The sequence below is a fragment of the Pseudomonas sp. PARCl1 genome, from assembly GCF_947311875.1.
GTDB lineage: Bacteria > Pseudomonadota > Gammaproteobacteria > Pseudomonadales > Pseudomonadaceae > Aquipseudomonas > Aquipseudomonas juntendi.
This window is the reverse complement of the sequence record NZ_CAMZMX010000002.1, coordinates 93,924-113,528: the sequence shown is the minus strand read 5'-3', so window position 1 is coordinate 113,528 and position 19,605 is coordinate 93,924. Positions and strand designations below refer to the sequence as shown.

17 protein-coding genes and 1 pseudogene are annotated in these 19,605 nt (G+C 64.2%); 9 read left to right on the top strand and 9 right to left on the bottom strand.

Features of this window, described 5'->3' with window-relative positions:
• Position 1: 1 nt before the first annotated feature.
• Entirely contained in the window at positions 2–2,188 is a 2,187-nt protein-coding gene (locus QME24_RS01700) for an OsmC domain/YcaO domain-containing protein (protein WP_054903954.1), read from the bottom strand.
• Positions 2,189–2,432: 244 nt separating this feature from the next.
• Between QME24_RS01700 and QME24_RS01695 the strand changes: the two genes are divergently transcribed.
• The 4 genes from QME24_RS01695 to QME24_RS01680 are packed head-to-tail and all read left to right on the top strand — an operon-like array spanning position 2,433 to position 7,568.
• Complete coding sequence (locus QME24_RS01695; protein ID WP_009686563.1) at positions 2,433–2,888, top strand: (2Fe-2S)-binding protein; 456 nt, start codon at positions 2,433–2,435, stop codon at positions 2,886–2,888.
• A complete protein-coding gene (locus tag QME24_RS01690; RefSeq protein WP_280091314.1) occupies positions 2,888–5,137 on the top strand; it encodes a molybdopterin cofactor-binding domain-containing protein in 2,250 nt (749 codons plus the stop codon). The genes QME24_RS01695 and QME24_RS01690 overlap by 1 nt, the downstream gene beginning before the upstream one ends.
• Before the next feature lie 17 nt (positions 5,138–5,154).
• On the top strand, positions 5,155–6,498 hold the full coding sequence (locus QME24_RS01685) for a cytochrome c (protein ID WP_054903952.1): 1,344 nt from the start codon (positions 5,155–5,157) through the stop codon (positions 6,496–6,498).
• A 50-nt stretch (positions 6,499–6,548) separates the two neighbouring features.
• A complete protein-coding gene (locus QME24_RS01680; protein WP_047149645.1) occupies positions 6,549–7,568 on the top strand; it encodes an XdhC family protein in 1,020 nt (339 codons plus the stop codon).
• Between the two features lie 21 nt (positions 7,569–7,589).
• Here the strand turns inward: QME24_RS01680 and QME24_RS01675 are convergent, their stop codons facing one another.
• The 3 genes from QME24_RS01675 to QME24_RS01665 form a co-directional block, all read right to left on the bottom strand.
• Positions 7,590–8,378: a transporter substrate-binding domain-containing protein gene (locus tag QME24_RS01675; protein WP_054903951.1), complete on the bottom strand. Its 789-nt coding sequence runs from the start codon at positions 8,376–8,378 to the stop codon at positions 7,590–7,592.
• 241 nt (positions 8,379–8,619) lie between these two features.
• Positions 8,620–8,817 (bottom strand): DUF1289 domain-containing protein, encoded by a 198-nt coding sequence (locus QME24_RS01670; protein WP_029887314.1) that lies wholly within the window; start codon positions 8,815–8,817, stop codon positions 8,620–8,622.
• A 7-nt stretch (positions 8,818–8,824) separates the two neighbouring features.
• A complete protein-coding gene (locus tag QME24_RS01665) occupies positions 8,825–9,142 on the bottom strand; it encodes a hypothetical protein (protein WP_054903950.1) in 318 nt (105 codons plus the stop codon).
• Positions 9,143–9,456: 314 nt separating this feature from the next.
• Between QME24_RS01665 and QME24_RS01660 the strand changes: the two genes are divergently transcribed.
• Positions 9,457–11,205: a BCCT family transporter gene (locus QME24_RS01660; RefSeq protein WP_054903949.1), complete on the top strand. Its 1,749-nt coding sequence runs from the start codon at positions 9,457–9,459 to the stop codon at positions 11,203–11,205.
• A 222-nt stretch (positions 11,206–11,427) separates the two neighbouring features.
• Here the strand turns inward: QME24_RS01660 and QME24_RS01655 are convergent.
• A pseudogene (locus QME24_RS01655) lies at positions 11,428–11,532 on the bottom strand (hypothetical protein); the annotation flags it as partial.
• A gap of 159 nt (positions 11,533–11,691) precedes the next feature.
• Here QME24_RS01655 and QME24_RS01650 point away from each other — a divergent pair.
• The gene (locus QME24_RS01650; protein ID WP_054903948.1) at positions 11,692–12,342 is read left to right on the top strand and encodes a TIGR04211 family SH3 domain-containing protein; all 651 of its coding nucleotides are present in this window, start codon (positions 11,692–11,694) and stop codon (positions 12,340–12,342) included.
• A gap of 6 nt (positions 12,343–12,348) precedes the next feature.
• Here QME24_RS01650 and QME24_RS01645 read toward each other — a convergent pair whose 3' ends face one another.
• Complete coding sequence (locus QME24_RS01645; protein WP_029887319.1) at positions 12,349–13,281, bottom strand: LysR family transcriptional regulator; 933 nt, start codon at positions 13,279–13,281, stop codon at positions 12,349–12,351.
• A 208-nt stretch (positions 13,282–13,489) separates the two neighbouring features.
• Here QME24_RS01645 and QME24_RS01640 point away from each other — a divergent pair, with 208 nt between their 5' ends.
• Both QME24_RS01640 and QME24_RS01635 read left to right on the top strand, forming a co-directional pair.
• Positions 13,490–13,876, top strand: a complete 387-nt coding sequence (locus QME24_RS01640; RefSeq protein ID WP_054903947.1) for a VOC family protein — start codon at positions 13,490–13,492, stop codon at positions 13,874–13,876.
• 42 nt (positions 13,877–13,918) lie between these two features.
• Positions 13,919–14,488 (top strand): hypothetical protein, encoded by a 570-nt coding sequence (locus QME24_RS01635; protein ID WP_054903946.1) that lies wholly within the window; start codon positions 13,919–13,921, stop codon positions 14,486–14,488.
• A gap of 34 nt (positions 14,489–14,522) precedes the next feature.
• Here the strand turns inward: QME24_RS01635 and QME24_RS01630 are convergent, their stop codons facing one another.
• The 3 genes from QME24_RS01630 to QME24_RS01620 form a co-directional block, all read right to left on the bottom strand.
• Positions 14,523–14,963, bottom strand: coding sequence for a VOC family protein (locus QME24_RS01630; protein WP_054903945.1), 441 nt, complete (start codon positions 14,961–14,963; stop codon positions 14,523–14,525).
• A 67-nt stretch (positions 14,964–15,030) separates the two neighbouring features.
• On the bottom strand, positions 15,031–15,957 hold the full coding sequence (locus QME24_RS01625) for an alpha/beta fold hydrolase (RefSeq protein ID WP_009686546.1): 927 nt from the start codon (positions 15,955–15,957) through the stop codon (positions 15,031–15,033).
• A 152-nt stretch (positions 15,958–16,109) separates the two neighbouring features.
• A complete protein-coding gene (locus tag QME24_RS01620; RefSeq protein WP_054903944.1) occupies positions 16,110–18,614 on the bottom strand; it encodes a UvrD-helicase domain-containing protein in 2,505 nt (834 codons plus the stop codon).
• Between the two features lie 184 nt (positions 18,615–18,798).
• On the opposite strand from QME24_RS01620, the gene QME24_RS01615 reads away from it, so the two are divergent.
• Positions 18,799–19,497 (top strand): pirin family protein, encoded by a 699-nt coding sequence (locus QME24_RS01615; RefSeq protein ID WP_054903943.1) that lies wholly within the window; start codon positions 18,799–18,801, stop codon positions 19,495–19,497.
• Positions 19,498–19,605: the final 108 nt, after the last annotated feature.

The following is a 19,605-nucleotide window of genomic DNA, read 5'->3' as shown; positions in this document are numbered from 1 at the left end:
ATCAGGCGAAGCGGGCCCGCGCCGCATGCAGCTTCTTGTAGCTCTCGATCAACCGCAGGTGCCGGTCGAGGCCTTCGAGCTTCATGCTGGTCGGGGTCAGGCCATGGAAGCGGACGCTGCCGTCAACCGAGCCCAGCACCGCGTCCATGCGCGCATTGCCGAACATGCGGCGGAAGTTGGCCTCGTAGTCGCCCAGCTCCAGTTCGTCATCCAGTTGCACCTCCAGCACCACATTCAGCGCCTGGTAGAACAGGCCGCGTTCGACGGTGTTGTCGTTGAACTGCAAGAACGCCTCGACCAGTTCCTTGGCCTCCTCGAAACGTTGCACGGCCAGGCAGATCAGCAGCTTGAGTTCAAGAATGGTCAGCTGGCCCCAGGCGGTGTTTTCGTCGAACTCCACACCGATCAGCGTGGTGATGGTGGTGTAGTCATCGACATCGCAGTTGTCCAGGCGCTTGAGCAGCAGTTTCAGCGAGCGGCTGTCGAGGCTGTGCAGGTTGAGGATGTCGGCACGGAACGCCAGGGCGCGGTTGGTGTTGTCCCAGATCAGGTCTTCGACCGGGTAGATCTCGGAATAACCCGGCACCAGGATACGGCAGGCTGTGGCGCCCAGGTTGTCGTACACCGCCATGTACACTTCCTTGCCCATGTCTTCCAGAATGCCGAACAGCGTGGCCGCCTCCTGCTGGTTGGAGTCTGCGCCGTGGCCAGAGAAGTCCCACTCGACGAACTCGAAGTCGGCCTTGGCGCTGAAGAAACGCCACGACACCACCCCGCTGGAATCGATGAAGTGTTCGACGAAGTTGTTCGGTTCGGTCAGCGCATGGCTTTCGAAGGTCGGTTGCGGCAGGTCGTTCAGGCCCTCGAAGCTGCGCCCCTGCAGCAGTTCGGTAAGGCTGCGTTCCAGCGCCACTTCCAGGCTTGGGTGGGCACCGAACGAGGCGAAAACGCCACCGGTGCGCGGGTTCATCAGGGTCACGCACATGACCGGGAACTCACCCCCCAGCGAGGCATCCTTGACCAGTACCGGGAAGCCCTGCGCTTCCAGACCCTGGATACCCGCAAGGATGGCCGGATACTTGGCCAGGACTTCGTGCGGCACATCCGGCAGGCACAATTCGCCTTCGAGGATTTCACGCTTCACCGCCCGCTCGAAGATTTCCGACAGGCACTGCACCTGCGCCTCGGCCAGGGTGTTGCCAGCGCTCATGCCGTTGCTGAGGAACAGGTTTTCGATCAGGTTGGACGGGAAGTACACCACTTGCTGGTCAGACTGGCGCACGAACGGCAGCGAGCAGATCCCGCGCGCCGTGTTGCCCGAGTTGGTGTCGTACAGGTGAGAGCCGCGCAGTTCGCCATCGGGGTTGTAGATTTCCAGGCAATGCGCATCGAGAATCTCGGCCGGCAGCGCGTCGCGCGGGCCGGGCTTGAACCACTGCTCGTCGGGGTAATGCACGAACGCGGCATTGGCCAGGTCTTCGCCCCAGAACTGGTCGTTGTAGAAGAAGTTGCAGTTCAGCCGTTCGATGAACTCGCCCAGCGCCGAGGCCAGTGCGGCCTCCTTGGTAGCGCCCTTGCCGTTGGTGAAGCACATGGGCGACTGCGCGTCGCGAACGTGCAGCGACCACACATTGGGGACGATATTGCGCCATGAGGCGATCTCGATCTTCATCCCCAGCCCGGCGAGAATGCCCGACATGTTGGCGATGGTCTGCTCCAGCGGCAGGTCCTTGCCGGGGATGCAGGTGCTGGTATCGGACACCGGCATCAGCAGGCCCTGCGCATCGGCGTCGAGGTTGTCGACCACCTCGATGACGAACTCCGGGCCGGTCTGCACCACTTTCTTCACCGTGCAGCGGTCGATGGAACGCAGGATACCCTGGCGGTCCTTTTCGGAAATGTCCTCGGGCAGTTCCACCTGGATCTTGAAGATCTGGTTGTAGCGGTTTTCCGGGTCGACAATGTTGTTCTGCGACAGGCGGATGTTTTCTGTCGGTATGTCGCGGGTCTGGCAGTAAAGCTTGACGAAGTAAGCCGCACACAAGGCCGAAGACGCCAGGAAGTAGTCGAACGGGCCCGGGGCCGAACCATCGCCTTTGTAGCGGATCGGCTGGTCGGCGATCACCGTGAAGTCGTCGAACTTCGCTTCGAGGCGCAGATTGTCGAGAAAGTTAACCTTGATTTCCATGCGGGATTACCGTGATTTAAGCGTGCAAGACGAAATTGGCCGGCATTATCCGGGTTTTTACCGCGCACGTCCTGCCTGGCTGCCCAGTTGCGCATTCCAACGGATTACTTGCCTGATTCTCTGAACCTGCCACCCGGTTCAAACCGGTGGCCGCTGGCCTGTGCTAGCGTTTCCCCACCGGGGAACAATGTATTCCCCACCCGACATGACCCCGCGACAACAACCGATGACTGGCAGGTGAACCATGGAACTACGCATCAACCAGAAGACCTACCAGGTCGAGGCGGACGCCGACACGCCCCTCTTGTGGGTGATCCGCGATGACCTGGGGCTGACCGGCACCAAGTATGGCTGCGGCCTGGCCCAGTGCGGCGCGTGTTCGGTACTGGTCGACGGCAACGTGGTCCGTGCCTGCGTCACCCCGGTGGCCGGCGTGGTCGGCCGCGAGGTCACCACCATCGAAGCGATCGAAGCCGACCCGGTCGGCCAACGGGTGGTCACGGCGTGGGTCGACCACCAGGTGGCTCAGTGCGGCTACTGCCAGTCCGGCCAGGTGATGGCGGCCACCGCGCTGCTCAAGCACACGCCCAAACCCAGCGCCGAGCAGATCGACGCAGCCATGGTCAACCTGTGTCGCTGCGGCACCTACAACGCCATCCATGCCGCCATGCACGACTTGGCCCAAGGGGAGCAGGCCTGATGAACACACCCGTCGATACCCCTGCCGAACTGCTCGCCCTGCAGCACGGCGAAACGGTCAACCTGTCACGCCGTCGCTTCCTCGCCGGCACTGCCGTGGGCGCACTGGTGCTGGGCTTCGGCCTGCCGGTGGGCGTGCCGCGGGTGCAAGCCGCCGCCGTGGCCACAGCAGAACGCGGCACCCAAGTGCCGGCGTTTCTGGAAATTCGCCCAGACGGTACGGTGCGCCTGCTCAGCCCGTTCATTGAAGGCGGCCAGGGCCCGTTCACCGCCATGGCCCAGATCGTCGGTGAAGAGCTGGACGTGGACCCCGCGCACTTCGTGGTCGAAAGCGCGCCACCCGGCGAAGCCTATGTGGTGATGGAAAACGGCATGCGGATTACCGGCGGCAGCATGTCGGTACGCTTGAGCTACCCCACCATGCGCCGCCTGGGCGCCCTCGCCCGGGCCATGTTGCTGCAGGCTGGCGCCGAAAAACTGGGGGTGCCGGTGGCCGAACTGTCGAGCACCCCGGGTAACGTGGTACATACCATGAGCGGCCGCTCGGTGCCTTACGGCGAACTGGCCGGGCGGGCCATGGACCTGCCGGTACCCGATCCGGCCAGCGTCAAGCTGCGCGACCCTGGCCAGTTCCGCTGGATCGGCAAGCCGGTTCGGCGCCTGGATGCCTACGACAAATCCACCGGCAAAGCCCAATACTGCATCGACATCAAGGTGGACGGCATGCTCCACGCCGCCGTACAGCATGCGCCGCGCCTGGGCATGACCGTTGGCAGCCTGCGTAACGAAGGCCAGGTCAAGGCCATGAACGGCGTGCACTCGGTGCATCAGTTGCCAGGGGCGGTAGCGGTGGTCGCTGAACGCTGGTGGCACGCCAAGCGCGCCGTCGAAGCCCTTCAAGTCGATTGGCAAGAACCAGCCGCCGACAGCACCCTGCGGGCGATGCCGGCTGATTTTTCCAGCGACGGCTGGCGCGAGCACCTGGCCACGGTCGATGGCCCGGCGCGCGATGAAGAAAACGAAGGCGATGTAGCGGGTGCCTTGGCCAATGCCAAGACCCGGGTCGAGGCCAGCTACCACAACCAGTACCTGAACCATGCCCAGCTGGAGCCACCGTCGGCCCTTGCCCGCTTCAATGCCGATGGCACGCTGGATGTCTGGCTGCCCAACCAGGCCCCGGACATGTTCCGCGACGACATCGCCCAACGCACCGGCCTGCAAACCAGCCAGATCAACCTGCACTCGCCACTGTTGGGCGGCTTCTTCGGCCGCCACTTCCTGTACGAATCGGCCAACCCCTACCCGCAGGCCATTGCCCTGGCCAAGGCGGTGGGCCGGCCGGTCAAACTGATCTGGAGCCGCGAAGAAGAGTTTCTGCGTGATGTACTGCGCCCGGTCGCCGTGGTGAAGTTCCGCGCTGGGCTCGATGCCGACGGCCTGCCGGTGGCCATCGAAGCGGTCAGCGCCACCGAAGGCCCGACCGAGGCCCTGGCGGGCAAGCAGGGCGACAAGGTCGACCCCACCGCGCTTGAGGGGCTGTCGGGCAAGGCCTATGCCATCGCCAACAAACGCATTGCCCAGGTCTATGTCAAAGGCCCGGCCATGCTCGGCTACTGGCGCTCGGTGGGCAACTCGCTGAACGATTTCTTCTATGAGTCGTTTCTAGACGAACTGGCCGACAAAGGTGGCAAGGACCCGTTCGAACTGCGCCTGCACCTGCTGCGCGACAACCCCCGGCTGACCACCCTGCTGAACGCGGTCGCCGACTTGTCCGGGGGCTGGAAGCGCGGGCCGTTCACCGCCGAAGATGGCAGCAAGCGGGCCCGTGGCGTGGCCATGGCCTCGCCCTTCGGCTCGCACGCAGCCGTCATCGCCGAAGTGTCGATGGAGAACGGCCAGGTCAAGGTGCACGATATCTGGCAGGCCATCGACCCCGGCAGTATCGTCAACCCGGCCATCATCGAGCACCAGGTCAATGGGGCGGTGGCGTTGGGCCTGTCGCAGACGCTGGTGGAAGAAGCGGTGTACGTGGATGGCAAGCCGCGCGCGCGCAATTACGACCTCTACCCGATCCTGCCGCCTTCGCGCATGGCACGGGTACATGTGCGCATTGTCGAAAGCGGGGCGAAAATGGGCGGCATTGGCGAACCGCCACTGCCCGCAGTCGCGCCGGCAGTGGCCAACGCGGTGGCGCAACTGACCGGCCAGCGCGTACGCAGCCTGCCAATGAGCCGCCACACCTTCAGCTGACGCACGAGGATTGCCCCATGACCCATCGCTTCGCAAGAACCGCTGGTTGGCTGGCGCTGCCGTGCCTGATCGCGGCGGGCCTGCTGGCCTGGTATGTCACCCGCGAGCCCGCTTCGCCGTTCACCGACGCGCAGGCGGATACCGCCGCCGCAGCGCTGGTCAGCCGTGGCGAATACGTGGCCCGGCTCAGCGACTGCGTCGCCTGCCACAGCCTGCCAGAGGGCCAACCGTTCGCCGGCGGGCTACAAATGGCCACCCCGCTGGGGGCCATTCATGCCACCAACATCACCCCCGATCGCGACACTGGCATCGGCGCCTACAGCCTGGCGGACTTCGACCGCGCCGTGCGCCACGGCGTGGCGCCCGGTGGCCGGCGCCTGTACCCGGCCATGCCCTACCCCTCGTACGCCAAACTCAGCGACGACGATGTAAAGGCGCTGTATGCGTTCTTCATGCACGGCGTGCAGCCGGCCAAGCAAGCCAACCTGCCCAGCGATATCCCGTGGCCGCTGAACCTGCGCTGGCCCATTGCGCTGTGGAACGGCCTGTTCGCCCCGACTGCGCCGTACACCGCCCAGGCGGGGCAGGACGCGCAGTGGAACCGTGGTGCCTACATCGTCCAGGGCCCTGGCCACTGCGGCAGTTGCCACACGCCGCGTGGCCTGGCGTTCAACGAAAAGGCCCTGGACGACAGCGGCACAGCGTACCTGGCCGGGGCATTGCTCGATGGCTGGTATGCACCGAGCCTGCGTGCGGACCACAACACCGGGTTGGGGCGCTGGAGCGAAGCGGAAATCGCCCAGTTCCTCAAGACCGGCCGCAACCGCCATGCCGTGGTATTCGGTTCGATGACCGAGGCATTCAACAACTCCACCCAGTTCATGACTGACGACGACCTGGCCGCCATCGCCCATTACCTGAATTCGCTGCCCGGTGACCCTCAGCGCGATGGCGCGCCCTGGCAGTACCAGGCGGTGTCGGCTGCCGAGCGGCTGGACGCCCCCGGGGCGCACACCTACGTGACCCGCTGCGCGTCGTGCCATGGCCTGGACGGCAAGGGCCAGGCGCCATCGATGCCACCACTGGCCGGGGCTACATCGGCTTTGGCCAAAGAAGACGCGTCGGCGATCAATATCACCTTGAACGGTTCACAGCGGGTAGTGTCTGCTGGAGTGCCTGATGCTTACCGTATGCCGGCCTTTCGCGAGCAACTGGGGGACAAGGAGATCGCCGAAGTGCTGACGTTCGTGCGCTCGGCCTGGGGCAACCAGGGCGGCGCGGTGGACGCGCAGGCGGTAAGCAAGTTGCGCGGGCACACCGACCCGGCCAGCAGTAGCCCCATCATCTTGCATATGCGCTGAAGGGGGCATGCCTGAGCCAACCTTCTCGACAGCGTTGTAACGGAGTTTCCATGGAAAGCATCGACCTGCTGGTGCTGCGCACCACCCGCGACTGGCTTGCCGGCGGCCACCGCGCCCTGCTTGCCACGGTCGCCCGTACGTGGGGCTCTTCACCGCGCCCGGTCGGCTCGATGATGGCGCTGCGCAGCGATGGCCGGGTGGTTGGCAGCGTATCCGGTGGCTGTATCGAGGACGACCTGATCCACCGCTACACCAGCGCCTATGGCGGCCCCGGCATGCCCAGCGGCCAGCCGCAGGTGGTGCGCTACGGCGTCAGCGCCGACGAAGCCCACCGTTTCGGCCTGCCCTGCGGCGGCACCCTTGAACTGGTGCTGGAGTTCGCGCCCGCGTTGTCGCACCTGGAACAACTGCTGGCCAGCCTGGACAGCGGCAACCTGATGTGTCGCGAACTCGACTTGCACACGGGTGCTGCCAGCCTGGTTGCCACCGCTACCCCACAACTGTTCAGGTTTGATGGCCAGCGCCTGTGCAGCACCCTTGGGCCTGGTTACCGCCTGCTCCTAATCGGTGCTGGCGCCCTGGCCGAGTACCTCGCAACCATGGCCCTGTTCAACGGCTTCAGTGTCTCGTTGTGCGACCCGCGCCCGGAATACACGGCAGGCTGGAGCATCCCCGGCGTTACCCTGCTGCCAGGCATGCCAGACGATGTGGTCCGTGCCTTCAAGGCGGATGTGCGCAGCGCCATCGTTGCCGTCAGCCATGACCCCAAGCTGGACGACCTGGCCTTGCTCGAAGCCTTGCACAGCCCGGCCTTCTACATTGGCGCCATCGGCTCGCGGCGCAACAGCCAACTGCGCCGTGAGCGGCTGATCGAGCATTTCGGCGAAAGCGAAGCGTCGCTGCAGCGTTTGCATGGACCGATAGGCATCTATATCGGCAGCAAGACCCCGGCGGAAATCGCCGTCAGCGTGATGGCCGAGCTGCTGGCGGCAAAAAATGATGTGCATTTGCCTGGCGCGGTCAACGTCAGCAACGCCAAGGAAGCCGAGCAGCTGGCCCACGCGCTGTAGCAACGGCCGGCGCACGACCTGTCATTGCCATTGCTCCATGTTCTGCTTCAACAACTGCTGCGGCAGGGCTCCGCCCACGATCCTGGCCATCTCCCGGGCCAGTGCTGCGCGCAGCTGTGGTTGGTTGCAGGGTGAATTATGCGAAATGGCCAGGTACAACCCTTCACTGGAGACCGGTGGCTGCAGTACCTGCACGGCACCGCCAATACCCAGTGTGCGCGCCAGGGCCATGCCTGGGTACTGTTCGTAAACCACGTAGGCACTGCGCTTGTGCACCAGTTTTTCGAACGCCTGGCGAGCAGTGGGTACCGCTTCGAGCGTGAGATGAGCCTGCGCGTACTCGTCGAACTGCTGGCCATGGCTGTTGTTCACCAACGTACCGCCCTTGCGGCCCTTCAGGTCCGCCCATTGCCGGTAGGCAAAGGCGTCACCCTGGCGCACCCAGACCACGCTGGGGGTGGCCAGGAACGGTGGCTCGATGAAGTCCATGTGCTGTTGCCGCGCCTCGGTGCGAAAGTACCCGGCCAGAAGGTCGATCCGACCAGTGCGCACTTCTTCCTGCGCGCGTGACCACGGCCCCGCGTAAACCACGTCGATCTCCAGCCCGAGCTGCTTGCCCAGGTGCTTGAGCAAATCGGCATTGGCACCCATCAACTGCTGCGGGTTGCGCGGATCGCGCCACAGGTAAGGCGGGTATTCCGGGTTACCGGTGGCGGTCAGCCGCCGGCATGTGTCATCGGCTACCGCCGCCAGGGGCAGCAGCATCAGGCACAACAAGGGCAAGGCGTGGCGCAGGCAACGCTTGATCATCAACGACCCTCGGCAGTTGTAACTTCGCCGCCCCGCTGGGTGACCAATGGCTTGAGCAATGCTGGTCGGCTGCATCAGGTGTGGGGCTGCATACAGTCTGGACCATCAGAGGCCGACTAGCGGACCTTTTATGGGCAAAAAAAGGAGTGCGGCCCATCGCCGGCAAGCCGGGCTCCCACAGGAGCAGTGCAGACCTCATGCTTTGCGCCCCCTGTGGGGGCTGATGGGCTGCCAGCAGGGCCTAACTGACCTGCCGCTTGGCCGCCTTCTTGGCGATGGCCTTCATGCGCGTGGCCGCCCGCTGCACGGTCGCCATCTTCTCGGGGCGCTTCATGCCCCGCCATTTGCGGATTTCCTCGCGGGTACGGCCGCAGCTCACGCACAGCTCACTGTTGAGCTGGCACAGCGAAACGCAGGGGTTGTCGATGTCTTTGGCCATATGCTGTTCAGCCGGGTAATTCGGCCCGCGCGCGCTCGCCAGCATCCTTGAACACTTTGCTCACTTCATCGGCCTTGACCTTGTTGACCGAGTAGGCGGCCACCAGCTCGTCGACAACGCGTAGGCCTTGTTCCAAGGCCGTCTTCAATTGGTCGGCGTCGCTAGCGTCAGCGATATCCCCAAGGTAAGGCGCGATGAGGTAAACGTAACGGTCTTGCAGCTTGAGCGCTTCCAGCGCATCGAGAGCATGCTGGAACCGCTCGGCTGCGGCAGGGCTCATGCTCAGTTTATCGAAATGAATCAGGCTCACACGGTCAGTGGCCATTATTACGAATCTCCGTTTCCTGGTACGGCCGGGCCCGCACGCGACAGCGCTTCTACGGTGCTTGATGTGCGGCCCCGGGTAATGCTCACCAGCGTACCAGAAGCCGAGACAGAAAGGGCCAATGCCCCCAGAACTAAAAGTATTTGCCAAGTCGCGCAAGGGCAGCCCCAGGACGCTATCGGGACAGGTGCCGGCGCCGACCGCGCAGGATAATCCCGCCAGCACTCCACCCGGCCGAGGCGCCAACGCCCTCGGTAGCTCACACAACTACAAGCCTGCACGAACAGGCAAGCCACACAGGGGCCTCAGCATTCATGGTAAAGGAACACATCAACGAAACACTCGACCTTGGCGTTACCGACCCCTCGAAAACCGCAGAAGCCCGCCAGGACCGGCGCTTCGAGGGCAAGCTGGACTGGGTGGTCTTCGGTTTCACCAGCATCCTGGCCATCGCTTTCGTGCTTTGGGGCTTCATCAACCAGGCCAGCCTGGCGCGCAGTGCCTCCACCGCTCAATCGTGGGTCATTCTCAACTTTGGCTGGTTCTTCGTACTGACCTCCACCCTGTTCGTGATGTTCGTGCTGTGGCTGGCCGCCAGCCGTTACGGGCGGGTACCGCTTGGCCGTGATGGCGAACAGCCAGAGTTTCGCACGGTGTCCTGGGTGGCGATGATGTTCAGTGCCGGCATGGGTATCGGCCTGATGTTCTTCGGGGTGGCCGAGCCGCTGTCGCACTACGTGTCACCGCCGCCCGGCTCGGCCAGCGGGCAGACCAGCGAAGCGATGCAGGTCGCGATGGCGACCACCCTCTTCCACTGGACCTTGCACCCTTGGGCCATGTACGCCATCGTTGGCCTGGTCATCGCCTACGGGACCTTCCGCCGGGGCCGCTCACAGTTGATTTCCGCGGCCTTCCGGCCGTTGATCGGCAAGCACGCCAACGGCCCGCTTGGCCGGCTGATCGACATGATGGCAATTTTCGCCACGCTGTTCGGCTCGGCGGCCTCGCTGGGCCTGGGCGCCCTGCAGATCGCCGGCGGGTTGGAATACAACGGCTGGATCGAAAGCCCTGGCAAGCTGTTCTACATCTCCATCATCACCCTGCTGACCATCGCCTTCGTCTCGTCGGCGGTATCGGGCATCGGCAAGGGCATCCAGTGGTTGTCCAACATCAACATGGTGCTGGCCCTGGTGCTGGCGCTGTTCGTGTTCATGGTCGGGCCGACCCTGCTCATGCTGAACCTGCTGCCGACCTCGCTCGGCATCTACATCAAGATGCTGCCGGAAATGATGGCCCGTACCAACGCCAGCGGTGGCGAGCAGATGAACAGCTGGCTGGCCGGCTGGACAGTGTTCTATTGGGCCTGGTGGATTTCCTGGACGCCGTTCGTGGGCATGTTCATTGCCCGCATCAGCCGTGGCCGCACCATCCGCCAGTTCGTTACCGGCGTGCTGCTGGTGCCGAGCCTGGTCAGCCTGGTGTGGTTCACCATCTTCGGCGGCGCGGCCGTCGATGCCCTGCGCGAAGGTGCTTTCCAGCTGGCCAACGGGGCCGTCAACAGCAACCATGCGTTGTACCAGTTGCTGGACAGCTACCCACTGGCCTCTGCGACGTCAGTGCTGGTGATGGTGCTGGTGGGCATCTTCTTTGTCTCGGGCGCCGACGCGGCGTCGCTGGTGATGGGCACGCTGTCGGAGCACGGCACCACTGCACCTTCGCGGCGCACGGTGATCTTCTGGGGCGCGCTGACCGGGACGGTCGCGGCCATCATGTTGGCGATCGGCGACCCACGGGACCCTGGCGAAGCGCTGACCGGGCTTCAGAACCTGACGATCGTGGTGGCCCTGCCGTTTGTGGTGGTGATGGTGCTGCTTTGCCTGGCGCTGTACCGCGACCTGCGCAAGGACCCGATGATGCTGCGCCAGCTGCGCGGCAACGAGCTGATCGAAAAAGCCGTGCTGTATGGGGCGGTGAAGCATGGGGAAGAGTTCTATATCGTGGTGCAGGAGAAAAAGGCGTCGGTCAAGACGGCGCAGGCTGCGAGCGAAACCGCAGACACCTGAACCCGCGCAGCGGTAACGGCTACTAAGCGTTATAGGGGCTGCTTTGCAGCCCTTCGCGGGCGCGCCCGCTCCCACAGGTTTGGCGCTGAACTCAAGTAATGCGCGATCCCCTGTGGGAACGGGCGCGCCCGCGAAGGGTCGCAAAGCGGCCCCAAATTACTTGACTGACTTGCCTCACCCAACGGGCGCAAAACATTCACCCAAACCAAAGGAGCAGGAAAGCTACCAAGGTGAATTCGACAGTGGGTACTCGACGATCAGCCGCACTTCGTCCAGGTCCGACTCGAACGCCGTGGCGCGGGTGGTGGCCTGGCGTACGCGCAGCGCCCGGGCACGGCCTGGGCGCTGCAACATCCTGCAGACATTTCCGACGCCAGGCAGTGAACCTGCTGACAAAAAAAAGGTCATTCGCTGACGGTCAACTCACCGACCGGTTCATCGGCCCAGTCACCGGCCTACTTTTTCTCCGTTGCAGCGAAGACCAACATGCCCGATTCCCGCCCAACCGCCTCCGCCCTCCCTGCCCTGCGCGGCAGCCTGATCGCCGCCCTGCTGGCGCTTGCCGCACCCGTGCATGCCGAACAGGCCGCCAGCGACGCACGCTGGGTCAGCGACAGCCTGAGCACCTATGTGCGTAGCGGGCCGACCGACGGCCATCGCATTGTCGGCACCCTCAAGTCCGGGCAAAAGCTGACCCTGCTTGGCAGCCAAGGCAAGTACAGCCAGGTGCGCGGCCAGAATGGCGATGTGGTGTGGATCCTCAGCGAGGACCTGCAGGCGGTTCCCGGCCAGAACGAACGGCTGCCGCTGCTGGATGCGCAGGTGGCAGAGCTCACCGGCCAGCTGAAGACCATCGACGACAGCTGGAAAAACCGCGTGCAGGGCATGCAGGAAACCCTGGACTCGCGCAAGAAGCTGATCGACGAGCTGGAGGCACGCAACAAGGCGCTCAACGAGCAATACGACCAGAGCCAGTCGGAGCTGCGCGACACCCAGGCGCGCCTGGGCGATGAGAACAAACAGGTGATGATGCGCTACATGGTCTACGGTGGCAGCATCGCCGGCGCGGGCCTGCTGGCGGGGCTGATCCTGCCGGCGCTGACCCGCGGGCGCAAGAAGAATGACCGCTGGTTCTGAACGGCGTCAGGCACCGCGCTGCGGCTGCAGATCTTGGAACTTCGCCAGCTCTTCGCGGCAGAACGCCACGAACAACTGCGCCGGCTTGGTCAGCTGTACACGCTTCAACCAAGCCGCGGCCAGCCCCGACAGCGCCACCGGCTCGGTGATGTCCAGCATGACCAGGCGCTGGCCGTCGTAGGTGTAGGGCGAATGCGGCCGGGTGACCAACAGCGAAAACCCGAACCCCTGCCCGACCATGCCGCGCACCATCTCGATCGAGGGCGAACTGAAGACGATGTTTGGCGTGAGGCCCAGTTCGTTGAACAGGCTGACGAAGTAAGTACGGCTGGGCGCCACGTCCAGCAAGATCATCGGCTCCGGGCACAGGTCGCGCAGCGAGACCTGGCCCTGGCTGGCAAAACGGTGGTTCTCCGGCAGCAATACGTACGGTTTTTGCGGCGGCATCAGCGGCTCGGCCTCGATGGTGCCATCGAGGTCGTGATCATAGAGAAACGCCAGGTCGAAGCTGCCTGCCGTCAGGCCCTGGATCAGGTCCTGCTGCTCGCCGTCGCGCAGGCGGATATCCACGCCAGGGTAGCGCTGGCGGAAACCGGCAATCAGCCGTGGCAGGTACAACGGCGCCACGGTTTCGAAACAACCGATATCGATTTGCCCGGCAACGGTGTCATTGTCGGCCAGGGCGTTTTGTTCGAACTCATGGGCCATTTGCAGCAGCGACTTGGCCTTGGCGTAAAAGCGCTTGCCGCTGGGCGTCAACGACACACCCTGAGCATGGTGGCGGATGAACAACTGCACCCCGAAGCTTTCCTCCAGGCCTTTGATGGCCGTGGAAATCGACGGCTGGGCGATGTAAAGCTGGCGCGAAGCCTCCGCCACGCTACCGGCTTCTACCGTGGTGACGAAGTACTTGAGTTGTCGCAGGGTATAGGCAGCCACGCTTACCTCTCTGGCGCCGGCCTGGGCGCACGGGAATCGGGATCATGGCTGATACTTTACCCCCGCAGGCGCCCGGGCGGTGGCTGGCGGATCAAGCATTTGCCTATGGCTTGAGCAGGTTTTCCCTGGGTAGGCTCAAGCGCACTGGTCAAATGGCCGTCAGCGTCTTTACTAATGCTTATCGACCCTAGGCATACGGTGTGCACTCATGAAGATCGTCGTCACCAGCATCCTCGTCGACAATCAAGCCAAAGCCCTTGCTTTCTACCATTACGTACTCGGTTTCGAGCCCAAGCAGGACTTCCCCATGGGCGACCACCGCTGGCTGACCCTCACCTCGCCCAACGACCCCAACGGCGTTGAGTTGCTGCTGGAGGCGTACGACAGCGAACAGGCCCAGGCCAACCATGCGAGACTCAAGAAAGCCGGTACCCCTGCCACCTCCTTCGCCGTGCGTGACATTCAGGCAGAGTATGCCCGGCTCTGCGCCGCCGGCGTCCAGTTCACCCAGCACCCTACCAACAAGGGGGCGGTAACCGTCGCGGTGTTCGATGACACCTGCGGCAACCTGATCCAGATCGCACAGAAGCACTAACCCCATGCCGCTATGGCACTGCGCAACAAATAAGGAAAACAGATGCGCCACGAATTCAGCGAAGTGCTCAATGACGGGGTCGACTACTTTCTGCTTGGCGATATCCAGTTGCTCGAACGGTTCAAGCAGGACCAGCAACTGCCCGATGACCTGGCCTACGCCTTCACCCATGACGACAGCGGCGACCAAGCCGTGAGTGAAGGTGTGGTGCTGCCACTGGCCGGGGTCGATAACCTGCCGTACCGCATTCTGTTCACCCTGGACAACCACACACCAGCGCTGCGCGAAGCTGGCAGCCGCCTGAAGCACCAGCGCAACGGCTATGTGCTGCGCGTCGAGCACGGGGCGCTGATGCTGTATACCTGGCGGATCCTTCAGCACTTCACGCCCAAGACGCTGGGTGACTTCTTGGCGCGTTACCAGGTACCGGGGCGGCCGATCATCGAGCTGGACAATGGCTGGTATGACGTGGAGGTGCTGGCCGGCGCAGTGGTGCGCGACGCCTTGTACGAGCCAGCGTTCGAGTTCGTGTTGAAAAAGCGCTGGAACCGGGGCCGGCCGGCCACCGTGGACACTGGCTACGCGTTCGGGCTGCGCGGCTATTTCGACTGATGGTTGCCTGCCCCGGTGTGCGGCGCCGCCAGGGTTAAACCCCGAGGGGGTGCACCGCTGCCACTGGCGCTATCGGCCCCTTAAGCTCGACCTGGTTGCCATCCGGGTCGTAGCAGTACAGCGACGGCCCTTCGCCTTCGGCACCGTAGCGTTTCTCGGCAGGTTCCACCTGCACCCCCGCCGCTTGCAGGTAGGCCAGCAAGGCGGGCTCATCGAATGGCTCGATACGCAGGCAGAAATGATGCAGGTTGCGCCCCTCGGCGCCCGGCGCCGCACCACCGGTTCGCCCCAGCGGCCCGTCCAGCGTAACCAGGTCGATCATCGCCGTGCCCGTGGCCAGGTGCACCATGCCCAGGTCATCGCGCACGCGGCTGACCGAACAGCCAAGCAGGTCGGTATAGAACGCCACGCTGCGCGGCAGGTCCCTGACCCGCAGTACCAGGTGGTCGATATGCTGGATGGCGAAGGGTCGCATGGCGGGCTCCTGCTGGCCTGGAGGTGTACCACCATAGCGCAGGACACCAGGCCATCACCAGCACTCGCTACTCATTCACCAGGCGTTGCAGCATGCCCCCTTCGTGCCGCGCGATGATGCGCAGCAGTTGGTCGGCCAGCGCCCGGTCCGGCGCATCCAGGTGGAAATGATGACCGCCCGGGTGCCAGGACACCTTCGCATGGTCGGGCAAAGCTGCCTGGCGCTGGCTGAACGCATCGCCGGAAAATGCCCCCTGGCGGCCGAACATCAGGTACAACGGGCAGCGGATCTGGCTGAGCAGGTCGCACGCTTCGCGCTCGGTCAGCGGCATGGGTTCGGGCAGCACCAGCCGCGGGTCGTGGCGCCAGCAATAGCCCTCGCCCAACTGCAACAGGTCGCGCATGGCCAACAAGCGGGCGGCGCCTTCGGACAGCTCGGTGTCCAGCCGCTCGCGGCGTTGCGCCAAGGCGGTGTCGAGGTCATCGAAGCGGGCGGCGCCCGGCTCGCCGAAGCCCGCTAGCTGGCTGCGCTGCACCATGCGCTTGAGCCGATAGGCCCGCGCCAGGTGCTGCACGCGGTCATCCTCCGCGACGGTGAACGGTGCCCCCATGCCGTCGAGGAACGTCATGCTGGCGATGCCGCTGGTCATGGCCGCAAGCAGTGACGCCACCCCCGTGCCCATGCCGTGGGCCAGTACATGGAATTGGCTCAGGCCGAGGCTGTCGGCAACCGCCAGCATGTCCTCGGCGTGCTCCCACAGGTAATAGCCACTGTCGTGCCGGCGATGGTCGGAACGCCCATGGCCGACCAGGTCGGGGGCCACGACGAAACAGTGTTCGAGCAGCGGTGCCAAGCGGTCGAACGAGGCTGCATTGTCCAGCCAGCCATGCAAGGCCAAGACCGGCATGCCGTCCTCCCGGCCCCAGCAGCGCACCGCGATCTCGATGCCATTGTTGTCCAGCAAGTAATCCTTGGGTGTCGACGATGAACGCATGGGTAGCTTCCTGACTAAGGCCTGGCAAGGCCGCGACACCCCTACCTTGGCGCGATGCCGGCAGCCGCGTTGGTGCCGGGCCGACACTTGCATAGGCCAGACCGACACCCCTCAGCTGAACGGCGCCCCTTGCTCGCCGGCCACAGCACCCTTCACTGCCCGCGCAGGTCCTCGAAGAATGCCTGCCGACCATCGACCCGTGCAGACGCCCTTGGCGCCACCGCCGCTTCGCCGCTGGCGGCCTCGACGTGCCAATAGCAGTGCTGCACGGCTCGGGTCACTGCCACGTAGGCCAGGCGCTGCACTTCTTCCTTCTGCGCGGTATCGAACGGCTGGGCGTCTGCGGCCTTGCCCAACCCGGCCTGGCGGTAGACCTGGTTCTTGTAGGGGGAGCTGGTCAGGTACTGGCAGTCGCCGAGCATGAACACCGCGTCGGCCTGCAGCCCCTTGGCACTGTGGTAGGTCAGCTGGCGCAGCCGGCGTTGCTCGGCCGGCAGCGCGGCCTCGGCTTGCACCACGCTTTGCAGGTGCTCGCTCATCAGTACCCGGTCGCTGCCCTTGCGGTACAGCATCATCACCGTCTCGCCGCGCTGGTAGTGCTCCATCAGTGTCTGGCCCAAGGCTGCCTCATCCCGGTCGAAGACCTTGACCGGCGAGCCCGGCAATTGCGCGGCGGGGCCGCTGGCGCGGGCCTTCTTGCCGGCAATTGCCGGGGTGCCCTTGACCAGGTGCTCGGCGGCATCGATCACCTGTTGCTGGCAACGGTAGTTATCGACCAGCATCACGCGGGTGTTTGCCGGTGCAGCAAAGGCCTTGGTGAATTCCATGAAGTACTTGGGTGAACTGCCGCGCCAGCCATAGATCGACTGCCAGTCGTCGCCCACGCACAGCAGTGACGAATGCTGGGCATGCCGCCCGGTGTGCATGGCCGGGCCGCGTCGGCGTATTTCGCGCAAACTCGCACGCAGCCAGCTGACGATCTGTGGCGACACGTCCTGGAACTCGTCGATCATCAGGTGCGCCAATGGCCGCAACAGCGGGTCGGGTAGCAGGCGCAGGTTTTCCGGGTTGTTTTCGCCGAACAGGGCGAACATGCGGTTGTAGCTCATCACCGGTGGCGACAGGCCCAGCAGGTGCGCTTCCAGGGCTTTCCAGTACAAGGCCAGGGCCTCGAAGAACAGGGCGTCGCTGTCACCGCTGGGGAAACTCATCGACGCCACGGCCGTGTTCACCTCAAGGCCAAGGTTCTCGATGAAATTGGCAGCCCCCACGAACGCATCCAGCAGTGGCGCCGCCGCCAGCTCGCCCTTGACCTTGTACTCGAAGCCAGGGCCCGCCACGGCATCACCGGCCAGCGACGCTGCCAGGCGCCGAGCCATGGCGTAGTTGTCGAGCCAGATCAGCGGCCGGTCGCAGAACGCCTGCAACAAAGTGCGTTTGACCGCCCACTCACCGCGTACCGCCAGCTTGGCGCCAGGGCGCTGGTACTGCGCGCTTTCCGTCGGGTCGAAGCCGAGCACCACCAACGGCCCGCCCCCCGCCAGGCGCCCATGCACATGAAACCGGCTGCCACGGATCTCGACGGTATCGCGGCACGGTTCGATACCTGTGATCGGCCAGGCGCCGGCAGCGAACCAGAGGTCCTCGATCACATCGCACAGCTCTTCGTCGCGCTGCGCAGCCAATTGCGTAACCTGGGCGCGTTTTTGCACCTCGGGGTTGTTCGGGTCCAGGGGTTTGAGCTGCAAGGCTTCGCTTCGCAGCAAGCCGACCAGCTCGGCAAAGCGTGGGCTTTCATGCAGCACGCGGCTGTAGCACTGGTTCAGTTGCTGGCGTTGGGCGTCATTCAAGCGCAGGTCGAACGGGTTGCTGTCGGCCTCGGCTTCGCGCCCGGCTGGCATGTCGCTGCCCAGCGTTTCGAAAGCACGCAGCTGGTCAAAACCCGGCAGGCTGCGCACCAGCGGAAGAATGCGTGAATGGAAGGTCCGCACCAGCTCGCGCGCCTGCGCCGGTTGCAGGTTGATCTGCCATAGGGCGAACACCTGCAGCAGGCGCTTGATGAAGTCTTTGCGCGACTCGCGGGTAAAGGTGACCACGGTCATCGCGTCCAGTTCGTAGCCCAGGTAATGGCGCAACAGCAGGATGCGCAGTACCAGCGACGTCGATTTGCCCGCGCCCGCGCCGGCCACCACGCAGGTAGACGGCGTGTCGCTGAAAATCAGCTTCCATTGCGCAGCGCTGGGTTGCGCTTCGGCGGGCAGGCGCTGGGCCACATCGGCCTTGAAGCGTTTTTTCAGTTCGGCCGTCAGCGGCAGGCGCCAGTCGTCGAAGAGGTTGTCGTCGCAGCCAGGCACGGCAGCATCCTCGGGGCGGCTGTCGCGGATCACCAGTACCTGGCGCCCGGCCTCGTAGCCGGCTTCCCGGCCACGCTCGAAACCATCGCGCACACCCTCGGCATGGCCCCTGCGTTGCCCGCTGGCATGGCCCTGGAACCATGAGTCCCGGTGCTGCGCCTGCAAGCCGGTCAGGCAGCGCCCCAGCAGGCGCGCCGCCACACGGCGAAACCAGGGCAACTGGGCGGGCGGGGTAAGGTCGGCGGGGGCATGGGGTAGCTCTTGGGCCACGGTCACTCCTTGCTGAACAGAAACAATGGGCATGTTCGCCGCATCGACTCAAAATGGCCAGCGAATGCTTGCAGATCAGGGGATTAGGCGATGAAGCGGATAAGTGCCTGCAGGTTATAGAACCACTAATTCGATTGTTTTGAGCCGATATTTACGCTTATTTTCGATGCTTCTTTGGCGCATCATGGCCTCATCCACTGATTCAAGGAGCACGACCATGCTGCAACTTCGTTCGTTCGATAGCCTCGGCCATGCCAACCACGGCTGGCTCGACGCCCACCACCATTTTTCCTTTGCCGAGTACTACGACCCAGCGCGCATGCACTGGGGCAACCTGCGGGTCTGGAACGATGACCTGATCGCGGCCGGCAGCGGCTTCCCTCCGCACCCACACCGTGACATGGAAATCATCACTTATGTGCGCGAAGGCGCGATCACCCACCAGGACAGCCTTGGCAATAAAGGCCGGACCGAGGCCGGTGACGTCCAGGTGATGAGTGCCGGTACCGGCATCGTGCACAGCGAGTACAACCTGGAAGACGTCGATACCCGTATCTTCCAGATCTGGATCGTGCCGGAACGCACCGGTGAAGCACCGCAATGGGGTAGCCGACCATTCCCCAAAGGTGAACGTGGCGAAGGCTTCGTGACCCTGGCCAGCGGCCGCGCCGGCGATGAAGACAGCCTGCAGATCCGCACCGATGCACGCCTGGTGGCTGCCACCCTGAAAGCGGGTGAGACCGCCGAATACCGTTTCGACGCCGATCGCCGGGGCTACCTGGTACCCGCCAAGGGCCGGGTGGAAGTCAACGGCCTGCGGGTCGAGGCGCGTGATGGTGTGGCCATCGAGCAGGAGCAGCTTCTGCGCGTGACCGCCATCGAAGACAGCGAGATCGTGCTGGTGGACGTGGCCTGACCTTCACCCGGCAGGCTTGGTGGTCAGCCGGGCTGTCGTTTTCAGCAGCGAGTGCAGTCAATACCGTTTCACAAATCGTTGCGTAGCCGTAGTCTTTGCCGGTACCCG

Coding starts and splice junctions, on each gene's coding strand:
- QME24_RS01700 (WP_054903954.1), bottom strand. CDS start 2,188: ATGGAAATCAAGGTTAACTTTCTCGACAATCTGCGCCTCGAAGCGAAG.
- QME24_RS01695 (WP_009686563.1), top strand. CDS start 2,433: ATGGAACTACGCATCAACCAGAAGACCTACCAGGTCGAGGCGGACGCC.
- QME24_RS01690 (WP_280091314.1), top strand. CDS start 2,888: ATGAACACACCCGTCGATACCCCTGCCGAACTGCTCGCCCTGCAGCAC.
- QME24_RS01685 (WP_054903952.1), top strand. CDS start 5,155: ATGACCCATCGCTTCGCAAGAACCGCTGGTTGGCTGGCGCTGCCGTGC.
- QME24_RS01680 (WP_047149645.1), top strand. CDS start 6,549: ATGGAAAGCATCGACCTGCTGGTGCTGCGCACCACCCGCGACTGGCTT.
- QME24_RS01675 (WP_054903951.1), bottom strand. CDS start 8,378: ATGATCAAGCGTTGCCTGCGCCACGCCTTGCCCTTGTTGTGCCTGATG.
- QME24_RS01670 (WP_029887314.1), bottom strand. CDS start 8,817: ATGGCCAAAGACATCGACAACCCCTGCGTTTCGCTGTGCCAGCTCAAC.
- QME24_RS01665 (WP_054903950.1), bottom strand. CDS start 9,142: ATGGCCACTGACCGTGTGAGCCTGATTCATTTCGATAAACTGAGCATG.
- QME24_RS01660 (WP_054903949.1), top strand. CDS start 9,457: ATGGTAAAGGAACACATCAACGAAACACTCGACCTTGGCGTTACCGAC.
- QME24_RS01650 (WP_054903948.1), top strand. CDS start 11,692: ATGCCCGATTCCCGCCCAACCGCCTCCGCCCTCCCTGCCCTGCGCGGC.
- QME24_RS01640 (WP_054903947.1), top strand. CDS start 13,490: ATGAAGATCGTCGTCACCAGCATCCTCGTCGACAATCAAGCCAAAGCC.
- QME24_RS01635 (WP_054903946.1), top strand. CDS start 13,919: ATGCGCCACGAATTCAGCGAAGTGCTCAATGACGGGGTCGACTACTTT.
- QME24_RS01630 (WP_054903945.1), bottom strand. CDS start 14,963: ATGCGACCCTTCGCCATCCAGCATATCGACCACCTGGTACTGCGGGTC.
- QME24_RS01625 (WP_009686546.1), bottom strand. CDS start 15,957: ATGCGTTCATCGTCGACACCCAAGGATTACTTGCTGGACAACAATGGC.
- QME24_RS01620 (WP_054903944.1), bottom strand. CDS start 18,614: ATGCCCATTGTTTCTGTTCAGCAAGGAGTGACCGTGGCCCAAGAGCTA.
- QME24_RS01615 (WP_054903943.1), top strand. CDS start 18,799: ATGCTGCAACTTCGTTCGTTCGATAGCCTCGGCCATGCCAACCACGGC.